The 18,279-nt window shown below is 66.1% G+C and carries 16 protein-coding genes; 6 read left to right on the top strand and 10 right to left on the bottom strand.

The features are described from left to right. Window positions 1–91: 91 nt before the first annotated feature. From MRBLAR12_RS18420 to MRBLAR12_RS18385, 8 genes are all read right to left on the bottom strand, one after another. Complete coding sequence (locus tag MRBLAR12_RS18420; RefSeq protein ID WP_364747482.1) at window positions 92–1,474, bottom strand: aspartate aminotransferase family protein; 1,383 nt, start codon at window positions 1,472–1,474, stop codon at window positions 92–94. A gap of 57 nt (window positions 1,475–1,531) precedes the next feature. Next, the gene (locus tag MRBLAR12_RS18415; RefSeq protein ID WP_229993939.1) at window positions 1,532–1,891 is read right to left on the bottom strand and encodes a cupin domain-containing protein; all 360 of its coding nucleotides are present in this window, start codon (window positions 1,889–1,891) and stop codon (window positions 1,532–1,534) included. Next, window positions 1,891–3,312 carry an NAD(P)/FAD-dependent oxidoreductase gene (locus MRBLAR12_RS18410; RefSeq protein ID WP_364747480.1) on the bottom strand — a complete coding sequence of 474 codons (1,422 nt, stop codon included), beginning with the start codon at window positions 3,310–3,312 and terminating at the stop codon, window positions 1,891–1,893. The genes MRBLAR12_RS18415 and MRBLAR12_RS18410 overlap by 1 nt, the downstream gene beginning before the upstream one ends. 92 nt (window positions 3,313–3,404) lie before the next feature. Next, window positions 3,405–5,060, bottom strand: a complete 1,656-nt coding sequence (locus MRBLAR12_RS18405) for an ABC transporter ATP-binding protein (RefSeq protein WP_364747478.1) — start codon at window positions 5,058–5,060, stop codon at window positions 3,405–3,407. Beyond that, window positions 5,057–5,917 carry an ABC transporter permease gene (locus MRBLAR12_RS18400; RefSeq protein ID WP_229993942.1) on the bottom strand — a complete coding sequence of 287 codons (861 nt, stop codon included), beginning with the start codon at window positions 5,915–5,917 and terminating at the stop codon, window positions 5,057–5,059. The genes MRBLAR12_RS18405 and MRBLAR12_RS18400 overlap by 4 nt, the downstream gene beginning before the upstream one ends. After that, window positions 5,914–6,867 carry an ABC transporter permease gene (locus tag MRBLAR12_RS18395; RefSeq protein WP_364747476.1) on the bottom strand — a complete coding sequence of 318 codons (954 nt, stop codon included), beginning with the start codon at window positions 6,865–6,867 and terminating at the stop codon, window positions 5,914–5,916. Before MRBLAR12_RS18395 ends, MRBLAR12_RS18400 begins: the two co-directional genes overlap by 4 nt. Continuing rightward, a complete protein-coding gene (locus tag MRBLAR12_RS18390; RefSeq protein ID WP_364747474.1) occupies window positions 6,864–8,549 on the bottom strand; it encodes an ABC transporter substrate-binding protein in 1,686 nt (561 codons plus the stop codon). The genes MRBLAR12_RS18395 and MRBLAR12_RS18390 overlap by 4 nt, the downstream gene beginning before the upstream one ends. 14 nt (window positions 8,550–8,563) lie before the next feature. Then, window positions 8,564–10,237 carry an amidohydrolase gene (locus MRBLAR12_RS18385; protein WP_364747472.1) on the bottom strand — a complete coding sequence of 558 codons (1,674 nt, stop codon included), beginning with the start codon at window positions 10,235–10,237 and terminating at the stop codon, window positions 8,564–8,566. Between the two features lie 232 nt (window positions 10,238–10,469). On the opposite strand from MRBLAR12_RS18385, the gene MRBLAR12_RS18380 reads away from it, so the two are divergent. Beyond that, window positions 10,470–11,165, top strand: a complete 696-nt coding sequence (locus tag MRBLAR12_RS18380; protein ID WP_229993946.1) for a TetR/AcrR family transcriptional regulator — start codon at window positions 10,470–10,472, stop codon at window positions 11,163–11,165. A gap of 101 nt (window positions 11,166–11,266) precedes the next feature. Here the strand turns inward: MRBLAR12_RS18380 and MRBLAR12_RS18375 are convergent, their stop codons facing one another. Further along, entirely contained in the window at window positions 11,267–11,908 is a 642-nt protein-coding gene (locus tag MRBLAR12_RS18375) for a TetR/AcrR family transcriptional regulator (RefSeq protein ID WP_364747469.1), read from the bottom strand. Window positions 11,909–12,018: 110 nt separating this feature from the next. On the opposite strand from MRBLAR12_RS18375, the gene MRBLAR12_RS18370 reads away from it, so the two are divergent. From MRBLAR12_RS18370 to MRBLAR12_RS18350, 5 genes are all read left to right on the top strand, one after another. After that, entirely contained in the window at window positions 12,019–13,569 is a 1,551-nt protein-coding gene (locus MRBLAR12_RS18370) for an APC family permease (RefSeq protein ID WP_364747467.1), read from the top strand. Beyond that, entirely contained in the window at window positions 13,570–14,481 is a 912-nt protein-coding gene (locus MRBLAR12_RS18365; RefSeq protein WP_229996143.1) for a carbon-nitrogen hydrolase family protein, read from the top strand. A 116-nt stretch (window positions 14,482–14,597) separates the two neighbouring features. Then, window positions 14,598–16,247 carry an amidohydrolase gene (locus tag MRBLAR12_RS18360; protein ID WP_229996144.1) on the top strand — a complete coding sequence of 550 codons (1,650 nt, stop codon included), beginning with the start codon at window positions 14,598–14,600 and terminating at the stop codon, window positions 16,245–16,247. A gap of 153 nt (window positions 16,248–16,400) precedes the next feature. Continuing rightward, window positions 16,401–16,880: an eCIS core domain-containing protein gene (locus MRBLAR12_RS18355; protein ID WP_229993018.1), complete on the top strand. Its 480-nt coding sequence runs from the start codon at window positions 16,401–16,403 to the stop codon at window positions 16,878–16,880. A 1-nt stretch (window position 16,881) separates the two neighbouring features. After that, window positions 16,882–17,520: an SIMPL domain-containing protein gene (locus tag MRBLAR12_RS18350; protein WP_229992941.1), complete on the top strand. Its 639-nt coding sequence runs from the start codon at window positions 16,882–16,884 to the stop codon at window positions 17,518–17,520. Between the two features lie 68 nt (window positions 17,521–17,588). Here MRBLAR12_RS18350 and pcp read toward each other — a convergent pair whose 3' ends face one another. Further along, the gene (gene pcp / locus MRBLAR12_RS18345) at window positions 17,589–18,230 is read right to left on the bottom strand and encodes a pyroglutamyl-peptidase I (RefSeq protein ID WP_364747465.1); all 642 of its coding nucleotides are present in this window, start codon (window positions 18,228–18,230) and stop codon (window positions 17,589–17,591) included. Window positions 18,231–18,279 lie beyond the last annotated feature (49 nt).

The raw sequence follows: 18,279 nt of genomic DNA, 5'->3' as shown, positions 1-18,279 counted from the left end.
GACGTCGGCGAAGCGCCTGCGCGGCGGAGGCGCTCTTGGCCGACAAGAGGTCGTTCAGAGCGGGGCGGTGGGAACCGTCCCCGTTGCCGGGCTAGAGCAGGGCTTCGGCGGCCGTCAACGTGTGCCGCAGGATCTGCTCCATTTCGTCGAACTCGGACTGCCCGACGATCAACGGCGGGGAGAGCTGGATGACGGGGTCCCCCCTGTCGTCGGCCCTGCAGTACAGGCCGTTTTCGAAGAGCTCTTTGGAGAGGAAGGTCTTGAGGATCCGGTGGCTTTCCTCCGGGGTGAACGTTTCCTTGGTCGCCTTGTCCTTGACCAGTTCGATGCCATAGAAGTAGCCGCTGCCGCGCACGTCCCCCACGACCGGCAGGTCAAGGAGCTTTTCGAGGGTGTTGCGGAAGGCATCCTCGTTCCCCAGGACGTGCTGGTTGAGGCCCTCGCGCTCGAAGATGTCCAGATTGGCCAGCGCCACGGCGGCGGCAACGGGATGGCCGCCGAACGTGTAGCCGTGTTTGAAGAAGGCATCGCCCTTTGCGAAGGGCTCGAAGAGGCGGTCCGAGGAGATCATGGCACCCATGGGCACGTAGCCGCTGGTAAGGCCCTTGGCGCAGGTGATGATGTCCGGAACGTAGTTGAATTTCTCGGCACCGAAGTAGGTGCCGAGCCGCCCGAACGCACAAATGACCTCATCGCTGACCAGCAGGACGTCGTACTGGTCGCAGATTTCGCGCACCCGCTGGAAGTAGCCCGGCGGGGGCGGAAAGCAGCCGCCGGCGTTCTGCACCGGCTCCAGGAAGACGGCGGCAATGGTTTCCGGGCCTTCGGCCAGGATGGCGGCCTCGATTTCGTTGGCAGCCCACAGCCCATAGGCAGCAGGGTCGTTTGGGTGCTGCGCGGCCCGGTAGAAGTTGGTGTTGGGGACACGGTGCGTGGAGGGCACCAGCGGCTCGAAATCAACCTTCAGATCCGTGATCCCGGTGATGGACAGGGCGCCGTGCGTGGTGCCGTGGTACGCCGTGGACCTCGAGATGACCTTGTGCTTCTGCGGCCGTCCGGTCAGCCGGAAGTACTGCTTCGCCAGCTTCCATGCCGACTCCACCGACTCGGAGCCGCTGTTCGTGAAGAACACCTTGTTCAGGCCCTGAGGGGCGAGCTGCGCCAGGCGTTCGGCCAGTTCCGTGGCGGGCTTGTTGGCGAACGACCACAGGGGGAAGAACGCGAGTTCGGAGCCCTGGCGGGCCATGACGTCGGCCAGTTCCGTGCGGCCGTGGCCCACCTGTACTGTGAACAGGCCCGCGAGTCCGTCGAGGTACTTGCGCCCTTTGTCGTCGTAAATGTAGGCGCCCTCGCCGCGCACGATCATCGGCAGCTCGTCGTTCGTCTGGGGGTGGGCGGAAAAGTGCAGCCAGAGATTGTCCCGCGCTGCGGCCTTCAAATCGGTCCGGTTCCGCTGCTCAGCTAGCTTGGTCACGGATATCACCTTTTCTTCAATCAGTGGTTGAGCTGGATTACAAGAGTGTGTGGGTCGCTAGGGGCTGAGGTAGACCTTGCGCAGGCGTTCGTGGACGGTCCAGGTGGTGCGCATGCCCGCGCCCAGGCGCATCAGTGTTCCTGGCGAGAGGGCCGCGCTGCCCGCCCCGCGGTCGTCCCCGTGGATTTCCACGGTGGCCCTCCCTGCGATGACGATGAAGAGTTCCTCCGCCTCGACGTCGTACATGCCGCCGGCAGACATTTCCCAGACACCGAGTGCCAGGTCTGCAAAGCTGCCCAGTGCATGGGTGGCCGTGGTCGGTGCGCCGGAGGCTACCTTCCCGGGTTGCACTTCTTCGTGCAGCAAGGAAAGCGCTGTCGTGTCCACCGGAGCGCCGGGAATCAGTTCGAGTCTCATCAGGAGTCAAACCCCATTCCAACCGCGTCCATGAGTTTCAGCCACGGCCCGCGCCGGCCCTGGTTCCGGTCTGCGCGGACCATCGCCGCGGTGGTGATCTTGACGCCGAGCCAGGCCAGCGGCTCGGGCGGGAAGGGCAGCGGGCGCTTCCGGACCATGCGGAGCCGGGTGCGTTCGGTGGTGGATCCGGAGAGCAGGTCCAGCATGACGCTGGCCCCGAAGCGAGTGGCCCCGACGCCCAGTCCGGTGTAACCCGCGGAGTAAGCGACACGTCCGCCGTGCGCGGTGGTGAAGAAGGAGAAGAAGCGGCTGCAAGTATCGATGGCTCCGCCCCACTTGTGGGTGAAGCTGACGCCGTCGAGCTGCGGGAACGTCGCGAAAAAATGTGCCGCAAGCCGTTCGAAGGTCTGCTCGCGCTGGTCATATTCCGGTTTGACGGTGCGGCCGAAGTAGTAGACCGCGTCGTAACCGCCAAAGAGGATGCGGTTGTCCTCGGTGAGCCGGTAGTAGTGGAAGCGGTTGTTCAGGTCGGACAGTCCCTGCCGGTTGGACCAGCCGATGGCGGCCAGCTGTTCGGCGCTGAGCGGCTCGGTCATCAGCACGTAGTCGTAGACCGGGACGGTGTGCAGGCGGGTCCGTTTGAGCAGGGAGGGGAAGACGTTGGTGGCCAGCGCCACGTCGGCGGCCGTGACCGTTCCGGCGTCCGTTGCAAGCCGGACGCCGTGGGGGGTGCGGGTGAGGCCGCGGACGGGCGTGTGTTCGTAGATTTCGACGCCGAGTTCCAGGCAGGCGCGTTGCAGGCCCCAGGCAAGCCGGGCGGGGTTGAGCATGGCGCTGCCCTTTTTGTCCCAGAGCCCGGCCCTGTAGACGGGAGAGTCCACTTCGGCGCGGATGGCCGTTTCATCCAGGAATAGGACGTCCGGGTTCTTGCCTTTCTCGGCCCGCAGCCACGCGACCTGGTGGTCTTCTGTGGCGACGTTGAGAGTCCCCGTCCATTCGAAGCCGCAGTCGATGCCGTACTTCTTGATCGCGTCTGAGATTTCCTGCAGGTTCTCCATCCCCAGTTCATGGAGGCGTGCTGATTCGTCGGGGAGGTGCTTTTCCCCGTTGGCCTCGCCGTGGGTCAGGCTGGCGTCGCAGAAGCCGCCGTTCCGGCCGGACGCGGCCCAACCGATACGGTTTCCTTCCAGCAGCACCACCCGGCGGCCGGGGTCACGTTCTTTGGCCATGAGTGCCGTCCAGAGCCCGGTGTAGCCGCCTCCGACGACGGCCAGATCCGTGGTGGTGTCCGAAGCCAGTGCGGCCAGGGGCTGGGGACGGGCCGGGTCATCAAGCCAGTAGGGCGCCCGGGAGGCGCCGTCGAGCGCCGTTGTGATTTGTTGCCGGCTGGTCGATGATTCGGCGGTGTCGTAAGTGGTCATGGCGTCGCTCCGATGGTGTGTGGTGGGGGTGGACCGTCCGGCAGCAGAGGGGCGGGCCTACGGACATGGCTTTGGGGATCCGGGCTGGAGCCTCACCGTGCAATGGCATCGAGGCTCCAGCCGGGTTTCGGGATGGAGTCGATCAGGAGCCGCGTGTAAGGGTGCCGGGGGTGTTCGAGCAACTCAGCCGTTGCGCCGGATTCGACCACGGCGCCTTGACGCATCACGGCAGTTGTTTCGCACACGCGCCGGACGACGGCGAGGTCATGGCTGACGAACACAAGGGTCAGCCCCCGTTCGCGCCTGATTTCGTCGATGAGGTCGAGAACCTGGGCCTGGACCGAGACGTCGAGGGCGCTGGTGGCCTCGTCCAGCACGAGGACCTCCGGTGAGGCTGCCAGGGCCCGGGCGATAGCGACCCGCTGGCGCTGCCCGCCGGAGAGCGTGCGCGGCCGGGCCTGGGCGTGCTTTGCGGCGAGCCCGACCTGATCGAGCAGCGTCAGCACACGCGCCCGGGCGTCGGCGTGGCGCGAGGGCGAGTGCAGGCGGACGGCATCCTCGATCGCGGACCCGGCCGAAATACGGGGGTCGAGGGACAGATACGGGTCCTGGAAGACGATCTGCACGGCCCGGGCGCGTCCCAGCCTTTCCTCGCGGCCGCCGGGGCGCTGGGACCGCGAGACCCCGTCGACAAGGATGTCACCCGCATCGGGACGCTCCAGCCCCACGAGCATTCTCGCCAGTGTGGACTTGCCCGAGCCTGATTCGCCGACGAGCGCCAGGGCTGCGCCCCGGTCCACCGAGAAGGACACGTCGTCGACGGCGCGGAGGTCCTCCGCGCCGCGAATCGAGTATGTCTTGGTCAGCCCGCGGGCCTCGAGCGCCGGAGTGCGCGGGTCGGGGGCGTCAACGCGTGCGTCCAAGGGGTTCGGGCCGTTCGCATCGGCCAACACCGGCCGGGCAACGGCGGAGGTGATGCTCGGCGTCGCCGCAATCAGCCGCTTCGTGTACTCGGCCTGAGGGTTCGCGAAGACGGCCCGCGCGTTGCCGTGCTCGACGATCAGCCCCGCGTGGATCACGTAGACCCGATCGCACAGCGCCGAGGCGAGGTTCAGGTCATGCGTAATGAACAGCATTCCCATGCCGCGCGTTTCCTGTTGCTGCCTGAGTACGGCGATGATTTCCGCTTGGGTCGTTACATCGAGCGCCGACGTCGGCTCATCGCAGACGAGCAGGCGGGGCGAAGTAGTGAGAGCGCCGGCGATCATGACCCGCTGCAGCATCCCGCCGGAGAGCTCGTGCGGGAACTGCGAAAGGTGCGACTCCGGCCGCGGCAAACCGACCGAACGGAGCAGATCGAGCGCCCTCTTGTCCGCATCGGGCCTCGACCAGCCGTGACACAGCCGGAGCGATTCGGTGAGGAAGTCACCGATGCGCCGGACCGGGTTCACCCCCGAACGCGGATCCTGGAACACCATCGAGACGGTGCCGCGTCGCCGCGCGAGGGCCTCCCCCGGGGAACAGCGGAGCATGTCCGTTCCGTCGAGAAGCACGGATCCACCGGTGCGGGCGCCCGCCGGCAGGAGACCGAGCACGGTCCGGGCGGTCAGCGACTTGCCTGACCCGGACTCCCCGACGAGCCCCACAGTCTCTCCCGCTTCAACGCGCAGGGACATGCCGTCCAGCAGGCGGGAAGCCGATCCGCCCGCCAAATCGATGGTCAGCTCGGAAATCTCCAGCAAAGTCATGAGGGCAGCCTTCCGCCGATTCGATCGGAGAGCTCTTCCCCGATGACGTTCACAGCAATCACGACCAGCACGACGGCGATCGCCGGCACCAAGGCGGGCAGCGCCTGGCCGCTCAGCAACGCACCCCGGCTGTCGTTGATCATTGAGCCCCAGTCGGCCGTCGGTGGCTGCACACCGAGGCCAAGGAATGACAGGGCCGCGAGGTCAGCGAGCACATACCCGAAGTTCAGGGTGGACTGTGCCCCGACGGTCGGCATGACATTGGGAAGTACCCGCCGGACGGCGATCCACCCACCGGAGAATCCCTGCACCCGGTAGGCCGCAACATAGGGCCGGGCGCGTTCGGAGATGACGAGCGATCGGACGAATCTCGCTACATACGGGGTGTAGGCGATGATCATCGCGATCACCGGCGCCGTGAGCCCCTTGCCGAAGAGCGCGACCGCAAGGATGGCGAGCAGCAGGGCGGGGAACGCGAAAAGCAGGTCGAAGACCCGGCCCAGGACCGAATCGATCCAGCCGCCGAACCAACCGGCCAGGAGCCCAAGCGCGATGCCGAGGAGCGTCGAGAGCCCCACGACCAGAAGCGGGCCCAGCAGCGAGGTCCGCGCGCCGAACATCATCCGGCTCAGGGTGTCACGGCCGGCGGCGTCGGTGCCGAGCCAGTGCGCGGCCGTGGGGTCGGACAGGACGTTTCCGAGGTCGACGAAGTCGGGGTCGTAGGGAGCGATGATCGACGCGGCTGCCGCGGCGGCGACCATGATGCCCACCATGACGATGCTGGTTAGGAAAAGGGCGTTGCCTGCCGGGAGGCGGAACGGGCGGAGCCCGGTACGGGTGAACGTTGACGTGGTCATCGTGCTGCTGCACCTGCCTTGCTGCGGGGGTCGATGGCGGAAGCGAGCAGGTCGACGGCCGTATTCACGGTCACGAAGATCAGCACAATGAGCAGCACGATGACCTGGACGACGGGGAAGTCGAGCCGGTCAACGGACTGGACCAGCAGGGAGCCGATGCCGGAGAGCCCGAAGGCCTGTTCCACCACGGCACTGGCGACGAGCAGGCCGGCGACGAGGACGCCGCTCACCGTGAGGATGGGCCCGAGCGCATTGCGCAGCACGTGCCGGCGCACGACGGCGCCGCGGGCGACGCCGCGGCTCACCGCGACCTCCACGTGCTCCCGGCCGAGCTGATCCAGCATCGAGGATCTGGTGACCCGTGCCACGAGCGCCACAAAGGCGAGAGCGAGGGCGAGGGCCGGGAGCACGAGGTGATAAAGCGTGTCCAGAAACCCTGTTCCGCTGCCGAATGAGGGGAACCAGCCGAGCTGCACGGCGAAGAGCGCGATGAGCACGATGGCGCCGACGAAGGAAGGGATCGCCGCGAGCCCCGTCAACGCGGTGAGGATGATCCGGTCCGCGGCCTTCCCGCGAGCGAGGGCCGAGACGATACCGGCCGCGAGACCGAGCACTGCGATGATGAGCCCGGCCAGGACGATCAGCCCAAGTGTCGTCGGTGCGCGGGAGGCGAGCAGGGTGCTGACGTCCTCGCGGTACTGGAAGGACCGGCCGAAGTTCCCGTGCAGGACATTGACCAGCCAGTCGACGTACTGCGCCAGGACCGGCTTGTCGAGCCCGTACTGTGCGGTCACCGCGGCGATGGCCTCCGGGCTAGGGCTGCGCCCGCGCAGGAGGAAACCGAGGGGGTCACCGGGCACGAGGTACATGGAGAAGAAGACCAGGACCGAGGCCACGAAGACGGTCAGGACAAGCGCGCCGAGCTTTTTCAGGATGAGGGCGATGGTCATGTCTGCGCACCGATGGTGGCCGCCCACGGGAAGTACATGTAATTGATCGACGGCGACACCCCGGTGATCCGGGAGCCCAGCCACACGGTCGTCGGCACCTCATAGAGCGGCAGCCACGGCAGCTCGTCGTTGACGATGTGCTGGGCCTTGTCGGCTTCCCGGGCGCGGTCGCTGGGATCGGCGATGCCAACCGCCTTGTTGACGACGGCGTCGTATTCCGGGTTCGACCATCCACCGTAGTTGCTGAACTGGCCGGTGCGCAGGACACCGAACATGTCGAGCGGGTCCGCGGTCGAGAGATACCACTGGGTGTACAGCAGGTCGATGCCCTTCCGGGCGGCCGCGTCGGAGAACAGTGTCGTGTACTTGGCGGGCGAAATCGAGTCGATGCGCGGTTTGAGGCCGATCGAGGTCGCGGCGGACGAGACGGCCTGGGCGATGACGTCAGCTCCGGCGGAGAGCGGGGAGGTGGCGATGACGATTTCCTTGCCGGTCGCCCCGGCGTCGCTGACAAGCTTTGTGGCGGCGGCGACATCCAGCGGGTAGCTCTCCAGGCCGGCGTATGCCCCGTCAGAGACCTCCTTCCGGGCCCCGTTCCAGACCGAGCGGGAGGTCAGGGCGTCCGTCACCTTGGCATGGCCCTGTTCCGCCGCGGCAACCAGTCCTGGGCGGTCGATCGCCATCATGAGTGCCTTCCGGACGCGCACATCGCCGAGCGGGCCGGACATGTCCGTGACGATCTCGCTCGCGATCGCGGTGCTGGTGCCGAAGTAGATCTTGCCGTTCGGCGAGGACTTAAGGCCTCCGATGGCGTTCGACGGGATCATCCAGCCGCCGTCGACCTCACCGGATTTGAAGGCGTTGACGCGTGTGTTCGGGTCGGACAGGAACACGAACTTCACCTGCTGGGACTTGGCCACGAGGTTCTTGTCCCAGTAGGCGTCGTAGCGCTCGAGCGTTATGGCCTCGCCCGAGTCCCACTTCCCGAGCGAGAACGGGCCGGTGCAGTTGACGCCGGCGGTGGAGTTGCCGTAGTCGGCGCCGTCCCGGGCGAGTGTGGCGGCGGACTCCACGGTGCCGGGGCTGGCTGCCATGGAGAGATTGAACTGTGAATCGGGAATCGTGGTGGTGACGGTGACCTGCATCTCGCCGGTCTGCTCGATGGAGGACACGTTGGTGTACGAGCTGTTCCAATATGAGCCGACTGCAGGGTCAAGATGGCGCTGGAGGGATGCGACTACGTCCGCCGCCGTGAGGGGCGTGCCGTCGTGGAAGGTGACGCCCGGCCTGATGGAGTACACCCAGGTGGTCGGCGTCGGGTTGTCCCACTTCTCCGCGAGGCCTGGCGAGACACTGAGGTCCGCGTTCCAGCGCAACAGGGACTCGCACACGTTGCTGAGCACCTGATTGTCCGGGTAGTCGAAGGCGTGCGCGTAGTCGAGGGAGGCGGGCTCCGCATAGATCGACCAGGTGAAGGAGCCCAGTTCCCCCGCCGGTGCCGGCGTCGTGGCGGTCAGCTCGTAGTTCGCCGCTCCGCTCACTGGGGTCTTCGCGCCGCCCGTGCAGGCGGCCAACGCCAGCAAACCCGTGAGGAGGACGGCGGTGGCGGCGAGGGAACGCCGGGCCGGAACGCCACGGGGACGGCGCGCGGCGGAGAGGGGTGGTTGAGGTTCTATGGTCATGACGTCCTCCAGTGCTATCGATTGGTGTTGCTGGCGGCCGCGTAGACCTGTTCGCCGCGCACCCAGGTCGAGGTGACGGCGGTCGTGTGGAGATCCTGCGGGGCCAGCTCGAAGGGGTTCGGCCGGAGCACGGCGAGGTCGGCGAGGTAGCCGGGCGCGATCATGCCCGTGTCGTGGTCCCGGTGGTTCACATAGGCACTGCCGGCCGTGTACGCGGTCAGTGCTGTGGCAAGGTCGAGCCGTTGGCTGGGGTCGCCGAGGGGGCCGGAGGGAGAGTGCGGTGCCACCCGGTTGACTGCGACGTGGATCGCCTCGATGGGGTTTGCGCTCGATACCGGCCAGTCGCTGCCGGCGGCCAGGCGCGCCCCGCTGGCGAGGAGTTCGCCGAAGGGATAGTGGCGCGATTCGGCGTCGGCCGGCAGGAAGGGCAGGGTGAGCTCGTCCAGCTGGCTTTCGTGGCAGGCCCACAAGGCCTGCATGTTGACGACGACGTCGAGTTCGGCGAACCGCGGCGCATCCGCCTCGCTGACTACCTGCAGGTGCGCCAGGTGGTGCCGGTTACCACTGGGGCCGTTGACCCGGCGGGCGGCCTCGACTGCGTCCAGGGCCTCGCGGACGGCACGGTCGCCGAGTGCATGGAAATGTACCTGGAAACCGGCCGCGTCGAGTGCCGTCACGTACTCCTTGAGCCGCTCCGGGTCGATGAAGGAGAGCCCGGCGTTGTCCGTGCAGTGGCCGTGATTGTCCAGGTAGGGGGTCGTCATGGCGGCCGTGAAGTTCTCCGCTACCCCGTCCACCATGATCTTGACAGTCCCGGCCGAAAACGCGTCGCCCGGAAGCCGCGCGGCGACGTCTGCCCGGCGTTCGGTCAGGCGGGGCAGCTGCTCAAGGCCGGAATCGCGCTCCCACCACTGGGCTCCACGGACGTGAGCGCGCAGCGTCTTCTCGGAGACGGCCGCGCTGTAAGTTTCGAGCGTGTCGGATGCGCCGAACAGGGCGCCGACGGCGGCGTCCTGCCAGCCAGTTATGCCGAATCCGAACAGCTCCTCCTGGGCGCGGAGCAGCCCGGCGTAGACGAGATCGGGGTGCGCGGCGGGCCGCACGTGGTCAAACAGGTTCATCGCGCCTTCGTGAACCGTACCTGCCGGGCTGCCGTCGGACTCGCGCTCAATTCGGCCGTCTGCAGGATCCGCGGTCCCCGCGTGGATGCCGGCGAGTTCAAAGGCCCGGGTGTTGGCCCAAGCGCCGTGATGGTCGCGGTTGAAGAGCAGCACAGGGCGGTCCGGCACGAGCCGATCGAGCGCCTGCCGGGTCGGCGTGCCGCCCGGAAAATGGTCCATCGACCAGCCACCGCCGAGGATCCACTCCGCGCCCGGGTATTTTGCGGCATACGCGGCGATCGTTTCAAGCGCGTCGGCCGCGCTCTCCGCACCACTGAGATTGCACTGCAGAAGTTCCATTCCGGCGGACGCCGGGTGAACGTGCGCATCTTGGAAGCCCGGAATCAGGAGGGCGCCGTCCAGGTCGACGACCCGGGTCTGCTCCGTGGCCGCCGCGAGAATCTCGACGTCGGGCCCGATCGCCTTGATGCGGCCGTCGGATACTGCGACTCCCAGCCGTTCCGGCGTGTTCGATGCGGCGGTGAAGGTCCATCCGCCCGTAAAGATCAAGTCTGTCTTTGTCGCCAAGTGAGCCTCCTGGGTTGCGGTGCGTCGTTGCACCTCTGGTCGATCCCCAGTGACATTAGTCACGAATCAGCAACCATGTCAACGGTGTTGACTACAAAGTTGACTTCGTTGGGGACCGCGCCATACTGGTAGCTGGGGGACGGTGAATTCGCGTTTCCCGGCGCGGAGAAACATCCGCCGCCAGTGATTGTGATGTACTGCTGTCAGCCGACAGCAAGAAGGAGTGGGTCAAGTGGCGAATCCTCTCGCTGAGCGGCGCGCGACGGCGCGGGCTAAGCCGCGGCTCGACGCCGAGACGATCATTGCTGCCGGGCTGCAGATCGCGGCGAGGCCGGGCGCTACGGCCGTCACGGTGCGGGAATTGGGTGCGCTGCTCGGCGCTGATCCGACGGCGATCTACCGGCATTTCCGCAGCAAGGACAACCTCATGGGGTCGCTCCTGGACCGGCTGTTCGCGATGAGCCTTGAGCGCGTGACGGCCCCGCGTGAGCAGTGGCGCACGCGCCTGACGCAGCTGGCCACTGCCACGATCGACCTGTTCACCGAATATCCGGCGATCGGTGCCGAGGCGATCGTGCTGAGCACGGGGGGTCCCGCGGAGCTCGAAATCGTCGAACTCATCCTCGATGGGCTCAGCGTCGCCGGACTTGAGGGTGAGGACATCGTGCGGCATTACGCGGCCCAGTCGACCTACGTCCTCTCTTATGCGGCCGGTATCGCCCGCGGGCTGAGCATGCGTGAGGGCGTGGCGGCCGAGGAGCACGGATCGTGGATGGGTCGCTCTCTGGCCGTGACGTCGGCATCGCATCCGCAGATCAATGCGCTGCGGGAGCAGCTGCTCGCGCTGCGTGACCGCGAGGTCTTCTTCCTGGGCGTTGACGCCCTGCTCGACGCGGTTGACGCAACCGTCGAGCGCCGCAAACGGTAGCTGGCACACCAGGGCCTTGTCCCGCAATAGCGCCGCTGCCGGCTGACTGCTGACGCCAACGGCGTGCCCACGGACAAAGTGCGTGCAGGTACCGCCGGAAACTAAGGCGCGTTGGAGAAGTTGCGACTAATGATGTGATCGAGGAGCGTGTTCCGGTCGAGGCCCAGAAGGGCCGAAGCAAGACTGGCGACCAGGTCGAGCACATCATCGCTGCTGGCGGTGCCGGCGAGAACATCCATGACCAGACCGTCTTCCTGGGCCACAAGGGTACGCGCAATCTTCGCCGGTTCAAGGACAGGAAAGAACTCACCGGCCTGCGTTCCATCGGCAATGATCCGTTCATAAATCAGCTGCTGGGTGCGGGTGAGTTCCTCTTGGATCCGTCGGTGCTCCGCGTCCCTGAGCGAATGGGTCCAGTACTCGTAAAGAATCCGGAAGGCATCATCCTCCAGCCCTGCCGTCGTGCCTGCGCTGATGACGGCGGCGAGCCTGACGGTCGGACTCATGCCGGTGTCCGCTGCCTCCGATAGCCGCGTGAGAAATCTGGCGGAAGAGGCGTGGACGGCTGCCGCGGTGATCTCGGCCAGGCTTCCGTAGTAATACAGCACGGCGTTTGGGGCCATGCCTGCCTCCGCCGCAATCGCGCGCAACGTCGCAGCTTCTGCGCCGTCACGGGCGGCGACGGCCTGTGCTGCCGCCGCAATCTCCCTGCGGCGCCCTTCCCTCTTGCTGAGGTTTGCCATTGCCACTCCCCCTTTGGCCCGATGCCTATTGACAACGAGTCTAGACCCGTATTGAATGGCATTCAAATTTGAATGTGATTCAAATAACTTTGATTCGATGAGGAGTCTCCGTGTCACATCCCCTTCCACCCCCCACCGTCCCACCCCCCGCCGTTCCGGTTGCCGCTGCGAGCAAGGGATTGAAGGCCGGATCGATCGGTATCGGCCCGACGGTGGCATTGGGTCTTGCCGCTGTGGCCCCGGCGTACAGCCTCGCGGTGACCCTGGGTTTCGTTGTCCTGGCGGTCGGGTCGAGCACACCCGCGGAGTTCCTTCTGGGATTCGTGCCGATCCTGTTCACGGCCTTCGCCTTCCGGGATCTCAACCGGGAAATGCCTGATTGTGGCGGGGTATTCGTGTGGATCTCGCGTGTCTTCGGCCCGGGGACGGGCTGGTTTTTCGGTGGCTGGGTCCCCCAGATTGCCACCTTCATCTCCAGCGCGGCCCTGGCGCAGGTTGCCACGACGTATCTTCTGACCTTCCTGGGGCTCGGCTGGGCAGCTTCCCAACCGGTCATCATCGCCGCCATCGCGTGCGGGCTGATCGCGCTGAGCGGCGTTGTGGCGGCCCGGGGAATTGAACTCTCCGCGTGGCTCCAATACGCGCTGATTGCCTTGCAGCTGATTGCCCTGGGCGGCTTCTGCATCGGGGCCTTTACTGCCATGGCCGCCGGCACCGCGGCGGAAGGTGCGGAGCAGCCAAGGCTGGACTGGTTCAATCCCTTTGCCTCCGGCGATCTCTCCGGCCTGGTCCACGGCGTCATCCTGTGTCTGTTCATCTACTGGGGCTGGGACGCGCTGATCGCGGTCAATGAGGAAACGACCGACCGCAAAGGAACACCCGGGCGGGCCGTGGTCATCACCACCGTGATACTTCTGTTCTTCTACGTCGTGACCGCGACGGCCGCCGTCGGCTTTGCCGGGATCGCAGGCATCACGGACCCCGCAACCGTCTCGGACGTCCTGTCTGTGCTCGGCCCCCAAGCCACCGGCGGCTTCTTCGGGCAGATCATCATCCTCGCCGTCGGCATCTCGGCCTTGGCGGCCCTAATGACGGTCGCGGTTAGCAACCCCCGGTCCTGGCTCAGCATGGGAACTTACGGCGCACTGCCCGCGGCCACCACGAAGATGCATACGTCCAGGGGGACACCCACCACGTCAATCCTCTGGTGGGCGCTCCTGAGCATTGCCGTGACATTGCTTCTGACAGCGATCAGCGCCGACTTCATCGGCCTGGCCATACTTTCAGTCGGCCTGATGATCGCCGCCTACTACGCCGCGACGGCCTTGGCCTGCGTCGTGTATTTTGCTCCCCAGATGCGCACGTCCGCCTCAGCCCTTGTCCTGAAGGGCATCCTTCCGGGTCTGGGCGCCCTTCTGATGACGGGAGCGTTTGCGTACAGCGCCGTCGACATGATGTCCCCCGAATACGCCGGGCTCTCCTGGCTTGGCATCGGAACCGTGTTCTGGATCGGAATCGGCGCCCTGGCGCTAGGTGTTCTGGTCATTGCCATCATCCGCCCCAGACTCCGGCCCTACTTTTACGGGCAAACGATCCCCCGGGGAACTTTCTCCACCCGCAACGAACTGCAATCCATCCTGAGCAGCGAAACCGAGGCATAAATGCGCGTCCTATCCATTGCAGCAATCCAAACGAAACCCGTTCCCTACGACGTCGAAGCAACCTGGGAACGCTTCGCCGCCCAGGCCGAAACCGCCAAAGAGCTCGGACCTGACGTCGACATCATCGTCGCACCCGAACTTCTGCTCGCAGCACCCGGGGAATTCCTGATCCCGGACCCTGAGGGCGAAACCCGCTCGGCCGGCCCCATCCCCAGCGCGCTCACCGACCGGATCGCGGAGCTGGCCCGCCGCCTGGGGGTCTGGCTCGTGCCCGGATCCCTGCTGGAAACCGACGGCGGAAACACCTACAACACGGCAATCGCTGTCTCCCCCGAAGGCGAGATCGTGGCCCGGTACCGGAAGCTCTTTCCCTGGCGCCCGTTCGAAACAACGACGCCGGGCGGTTCGTTCGTGACCTTCGACATCCCGGACCGGGGACGCGTAGGCCTCGCCATCTGCTTCGATGGAAGCTTTCCCGAGGTCGCCCGGCAACTGGCATGGCTCGGAGCGGAAGTCATCATCCAGCCCACCCTGACCACGACCCGGGACAGGGAAATGGAAATCGTGATGTCACGTGCCAATGCCTTCGCAAACCAGGTCTACGTCGTCAACGTCAACGGCGCTGACCCATCAGCAGTCGGGGAAAGCGTCATCGTGGACCCGGAAGGCACCATCATGCAGCACGCCAGAGGAGGCGAGGAAATCCTCTACGGAGTCCTTGATCTCGACCGGGTCACACAGGTCCGCCGCTACGGAACCCACGGCATCAACCGGCCCTGGGCACAGCTCCACGACCAGCAGGGGATCCTGTCATACCCGATGTACGGCGGAGCGCATTTCCAACCCCCGGCCTGGAGCACTTCGGACCCCGACGCTTCACGCGCGAAACAATTCAGCGCCTCGAGGTTCTGACACCCGCATAAGGCAGCGCCCCTACAACGCCCGGTGCGTACCTCCGGCCCCCTCCGGAGGTACGCACCCCTGATCCCGTCAACAGTCGTCGGCAAACACGCTCAATACTCAAAATCATGGGAAGTCTGATGCCATCTAACCTCAGAACCGCGGACACTGTCATCGTCAATGCCAAGGTGCACACACTCGATCCAAGGCAGCCATCTGCCAGCACAATCGTCATCGCGAACGGCAGGATCCTCGCCGCTGGTGGCAAACACCTTCTTGGCGAACATCGCGGTCCACGCACCCAAGTGCACGATGCGAACGGCCAGACAATCACGCCGGGGCTCATTGACGGGCACATCCATCCCATCCAAGGGTCGGAAATCACGGTCGGCGTCGATCTCGGCTCAGTGTCTACTTTCGACGGTTTCCTCGCCGCCCTGCGCACCGAAGCAGCCAGAGTGCTTTCGGAGAACTCAGCGGGGTGGGTCCGGGGATGGAACCTTGACTACGGCGTCTTTGCAGGAAGGCGAATATCCGCTGACCTGATTGAGGAATCGGTCTACGGCCTGCCGACGTACATTCTCCTGTTTGATCTTCATACCGCGCTGGCGAGCAAAGAAGCTCTGAGATTGAGTGGCATCACGGGTGGGCGCCGGTTTTGCGACATGTCAGAGATTGTTGTTGACGAGGCAGGCAACCCAACCGGAGAGTTGCGGGAATCCACTGCCTACGAATTGGTGGGATCCACCGCGCCGGCTCTTTCTGCAGTGCAGGCCGTTGAGAGGGCACGGGAGCTGATCTCTTGCCTGTCGAGAACCGGCATTACCTCGGGAACGATCATGGATGGCGATACTGCTTCGCTCGATTTCATCGACAAGATCGATAGCACCGGACCGGGTCTGCCGGTCAGGCTGGTTTGCGCACTCGAGCACAGCCCTGGCCTGGCTGCCGAGGAAGCGCGGTCATACCTTTTGTCGAAGGATCGACAGGGTCGCCGCTGGCGCGGTGGGCTCGTCAAACTCTTGCTTGATGGTGTTATCGATACGGGAACCGGTTGGCTCTATGAACCGGACACGTTGGGCGGCGGACTGAAATCATTCTGGCCCGACCCGGCGGACTATGCTGCAACCGTCAAACAATATGGCGATGCAGGATTTCAAGTCGCGACGCACGCTATCGGTGATCGAGCCATCGGTGCTGCGATCGACGCCTATGTCTCGGCCGGCGTGCGGTCCCGCCGAGGAGCTCCGCACCGCATTGAGCACCTGGAATGCCTTGCGGATAGGGATCTTGCACGTCTTTCCGCGGCGGGCATCACAGCATCAATGCAGCCCCTGCACATGCAGTGGCGAAAGGCGGACGGATCCGATTCATGGTCCAGTCGTTTGGGGGTCGAGCGATCGAAACGGGCCTGGAGGATCCGCGACGTCATAGATTCAGGCGCTCCGGTTGCGCTGGGCTCGGATTGGCCAGTGGCTCAGTACGACGCGCGCATCGGCATGGCATGGGCCCGCCTGCGTCGGATCCCGGGCCGGACCGATGCGCCCGTCTTTGAACCTTCACAGAGGTTGACAGCGCTCGAAGCGCTCAAGGGCTTCTCGGTCTGGGCCGCCGAGGCCCAAGGAGACCATGACCAAGGAACCATCCGGCCCGGCAACAAGGCCGACCTCGCGGTATGGGCCGACGATCCACTCTTGGTTTCCGCCGACGACATCATCGGGCTCCCGATCGAGTCGACCTGGGTGGATGGAGAAATTGTCTTTAGCCGGCAAGACTAAGCGGACGTCGCGGCCCAAGGCGTGCCAACGCGACGGTTCCAGCGGGATTCCACGTCCCGCGGCCGCCCCACCCACCCGGCGTCCTGGCGTCCCTGGCCGTTTAGTCTCTGCGGCTCCCTGACCGTCGGGCACACCCCCGGCTACCATGGCCTCATGACGTCCGGACAACGGCTGCGCCAGATCGCCAACTTGCTGAACGGGTCCACCCTTCTGGGCCTGCTGCTGGCAGCCGGCGCCCGGACGCCCGTCAGCTCCGGTCCGCGCGGACTGCTGATCGCGAGCCGCTACCGCTGGCGGCTTCCGTTTGCCGCGGCCTTCACCGTGGGCAACGTGATCGTGTTCCGCGCCGGCCCGGAATCCGCCCGCGCCAATCCGGCGCTGTTGGGTCACGAGGAGCGCCACAGTACCCAGTACGCCTGGTGCCTTGGGTGGCCCTTCCTTCCGCTGTACTTCATCGCCGCGGGCTGGTCCCTCTGGCGGACGGGCAATCCGGGCAGCGCCAACTTCTTCGAGCGCCACGCCGGTCTGGAAGCAGGCGGCTACCCCCGGCCCGGCATGCCCGGGACCGCTCCACGGATCCAACGAAGAAAACGCAGTATCGGCGTTTCTGCCCCCGAACGTTATGAGGCCTGACATGACAGAGACCCCCAGAACCATCTCGGTCACAGGAACCGGCAGTGCCGAGGCGGTGCCGGACCTCCTGACCGTGTCGATCGGCGTTGAATGCCGCCGCGAGACCGTGGTCGAGGCCTACGCCGAGGCCGGCACACGATCGGCCGCCATCACGGCGGAGCTCCGGCAACATGGGGTGGACAGCGCTGACATGTCTACCTCCGGGCTGAACGTCCGGGCCGAGCTGAACTGGCAGGATGGCCAGGGCCAGACCGTGACCGGCTATCTGGCCTCCAGCACGCTCACCGTCAGGATCCGAGCGTTGTCCGCGTCCTCGCAGATCCTTGCCGCTGCCGTTACGGCCGGCGGCGACTCCGTCCGGCTGAACGGGCTGAGCCTCGGCTTCGCGGACTCCGCCGCCGTCGAGGCGCGTGCCCGGGAGGCCGCCTGGCAGGACGCCCGCAACACCGCCGCCCACTACGCCGCACTCTCCGGCGCTGGCTTGGGCAGGGTCCTTTCCCTTACCCAGCACACCGGTTTCCAGGCGCCGGTCCCGGTGGCGAAGATGCAGCGGGCGGTGGCGTCCGACTCGCTCACCGTTGAGGCCGGCGAGTCGAGCGTCACCGCCACGATCGGCGTCGTCTGGGAACTGCTCGAGTAATTGTTTGAGTAACTGCTCGTGTCGCCGACGGCGGCCGCTGCCCGCTTGATCCCTCGGATGGCACGCCGCTAGTGCGTTGCGCCGGCGGCGAGCCTGAGATCCGCCGTCGTCGCAAGCGCGGTGCGGACGACGACGGCGAGCGCCGCCGCCATCTGGTGCGCTGGCAGCGACGGGGTGCTGCTCCCGGCCGGAAGCTGGGTGTCCGCGTAGGGAGCGTGGACAAACCCTCCCCTGGTCCCCGGACGGAGCCGCAGGGCGTGCATGAGCGCGTAGAAGACGTGGTTGCAGACGTAGGTCCCGGCGCTCTGGGACACTTCCGCCGGGATCTGCTCGGCCGTCAACGCCGCGAGCGCCGCTTTGACGGGCAGCGACGTGAAATAAGCCGCCGGCCCGTCGCGCACCACGGGTTCGTCCACGGGCCGGTTGCCGGCGTTATCCGGGATCCGGGCGTCATCGCAGTTGATGGCCACCCGCTCCAGCGAGATGCGCGCCCTCCCGCCAGCCTGGCCGGCGCACAGCACAAGCTCCGCACGGAAGCGCTCGAGGGTCTCGGTCAATACCTTGGCCGAGGCGCCAAAGACGCAAGGCAGTTCCACCGCCTGGACATCCAGCCCTTCGGACTGGAGCAGCCGTGCCGCCGCACCGGCTGCGGCCCACGACGGATTGGCCGTCTCGCCGCCGAACGGCTCGAACCCGGTCAGGAGAATCATCGCCCCAGCCTAGCAACGCGCCCTAAGGCTGCGCGCGGCGACCAGGCGG

The sequence above is a fragment of the Arthrobacter sp. LAR12-1-1.1 genome (assembly GCF_040676555.1).
Classification (GTDB): Bacteria; Actinomycetota; Actinomycetes; order Actinomycetales; family Micrococcaceae; genus Arthrobacter.
Note: the sequence above shows the minus strand (reverse complement) of the source record. Positions and strands in the feature narration are given on the sequence as shown.

What these genes read in the sequence shown, in the direction of transcription:
- MRBLAR12_RS18415 (WP_229993939.1), bottom strand. Translation starts at nt 1,891, where the DNA reads ATGAGACTCGAACTGATTCCCGGCGCTCCGGTGGACACGACAGCGCTT.
- MRBLAR12_RS18410 (WP_364747480.1), bottom strand. Translation starts at nt 3,312, where the DNA reads ATGACCACTTACGACACCGCCGAATCATCGACCAGCCGGCAACAAATC.
- MRBLAR12_RS18405 (WP_364747478.1), bottom strand. Translation starts at nt 5,060, where the DNA reads ATGACTTTGCTGGAGATTTCCGAGCTGACCATCGATTTGGCGGGCGGA.
- MRBLAR12_RS18400 (WP_229993942.1), bottom strand. Translation starts at nt 5,917, where the DNA reads ATGACCACGTCAACGTTCACCCGTACCGGGCTCCGCCCGTTCCGCCTC.
- MRBLAR12_RS18395 (WP_364747476.1), bottom strand. Translation starts at nt 6,867, where the DNA reads ATGACCATCGCCCTCATCCTGAAAAAGCTCGGCGCGCTTGTCCTGACC.
- MRBLAR12_RS18390 (WP_364747474.1), bottom strand. Translation starts at nt 8,549, where the DNA reads ATGACCATAGAACCTCAACCACCCCTCTCCGCCGCGCGCCGTCCCCGT.
- MRBLAR12_RS18375 (WP_364747469.1), bottom strand. Translation starts at nt 11,908, where the DNA reads ATGGCAAACCTCAGCAAGAGGGAAGGGCGCCGCAGGGAGATTGCGGCG.
- MRBLAR12_RS18365 (WP_229996143.1), top strand. Translation starts at nt 13,570, where the DNA reads ATGCGCGTCCTATCCATTGCAGCAATCCAAACGAAACCCGTTCCCTAC.
- MRBLAR12_RS18360 (WP_229996144.1), top strand. Translation starts at nt 14,598, where the DNA reads ATGGGAAGTCTGATGCCATCTAACCTCAGAACCGCGGACACTGTCATC.
- MRBLAR12_RS18355 (WP_229993018.1), top strand. Translation starts at nt 16,401, where the DNA reads ATGACGTCCGGACAACGGCTGCGCCAGATCGCCAACTTGCTGAACGGG.
- MRBLAR12_RS18350 (WP_229992941.1), top strand. Translation starts at nt 16,882, where the DNA reads ATGACAGAGACCCCCAGAACCATCTCGGTCACAGGAACCGGCAGTGCC.
- pcp (WP_364747465.1), bottom strand. Translation starts at nt 18,230, where the DNA reads ATGATTCTCCTGACCGGGTTCGAGCCGTTCGGCGGCGAGACGGCCAAT.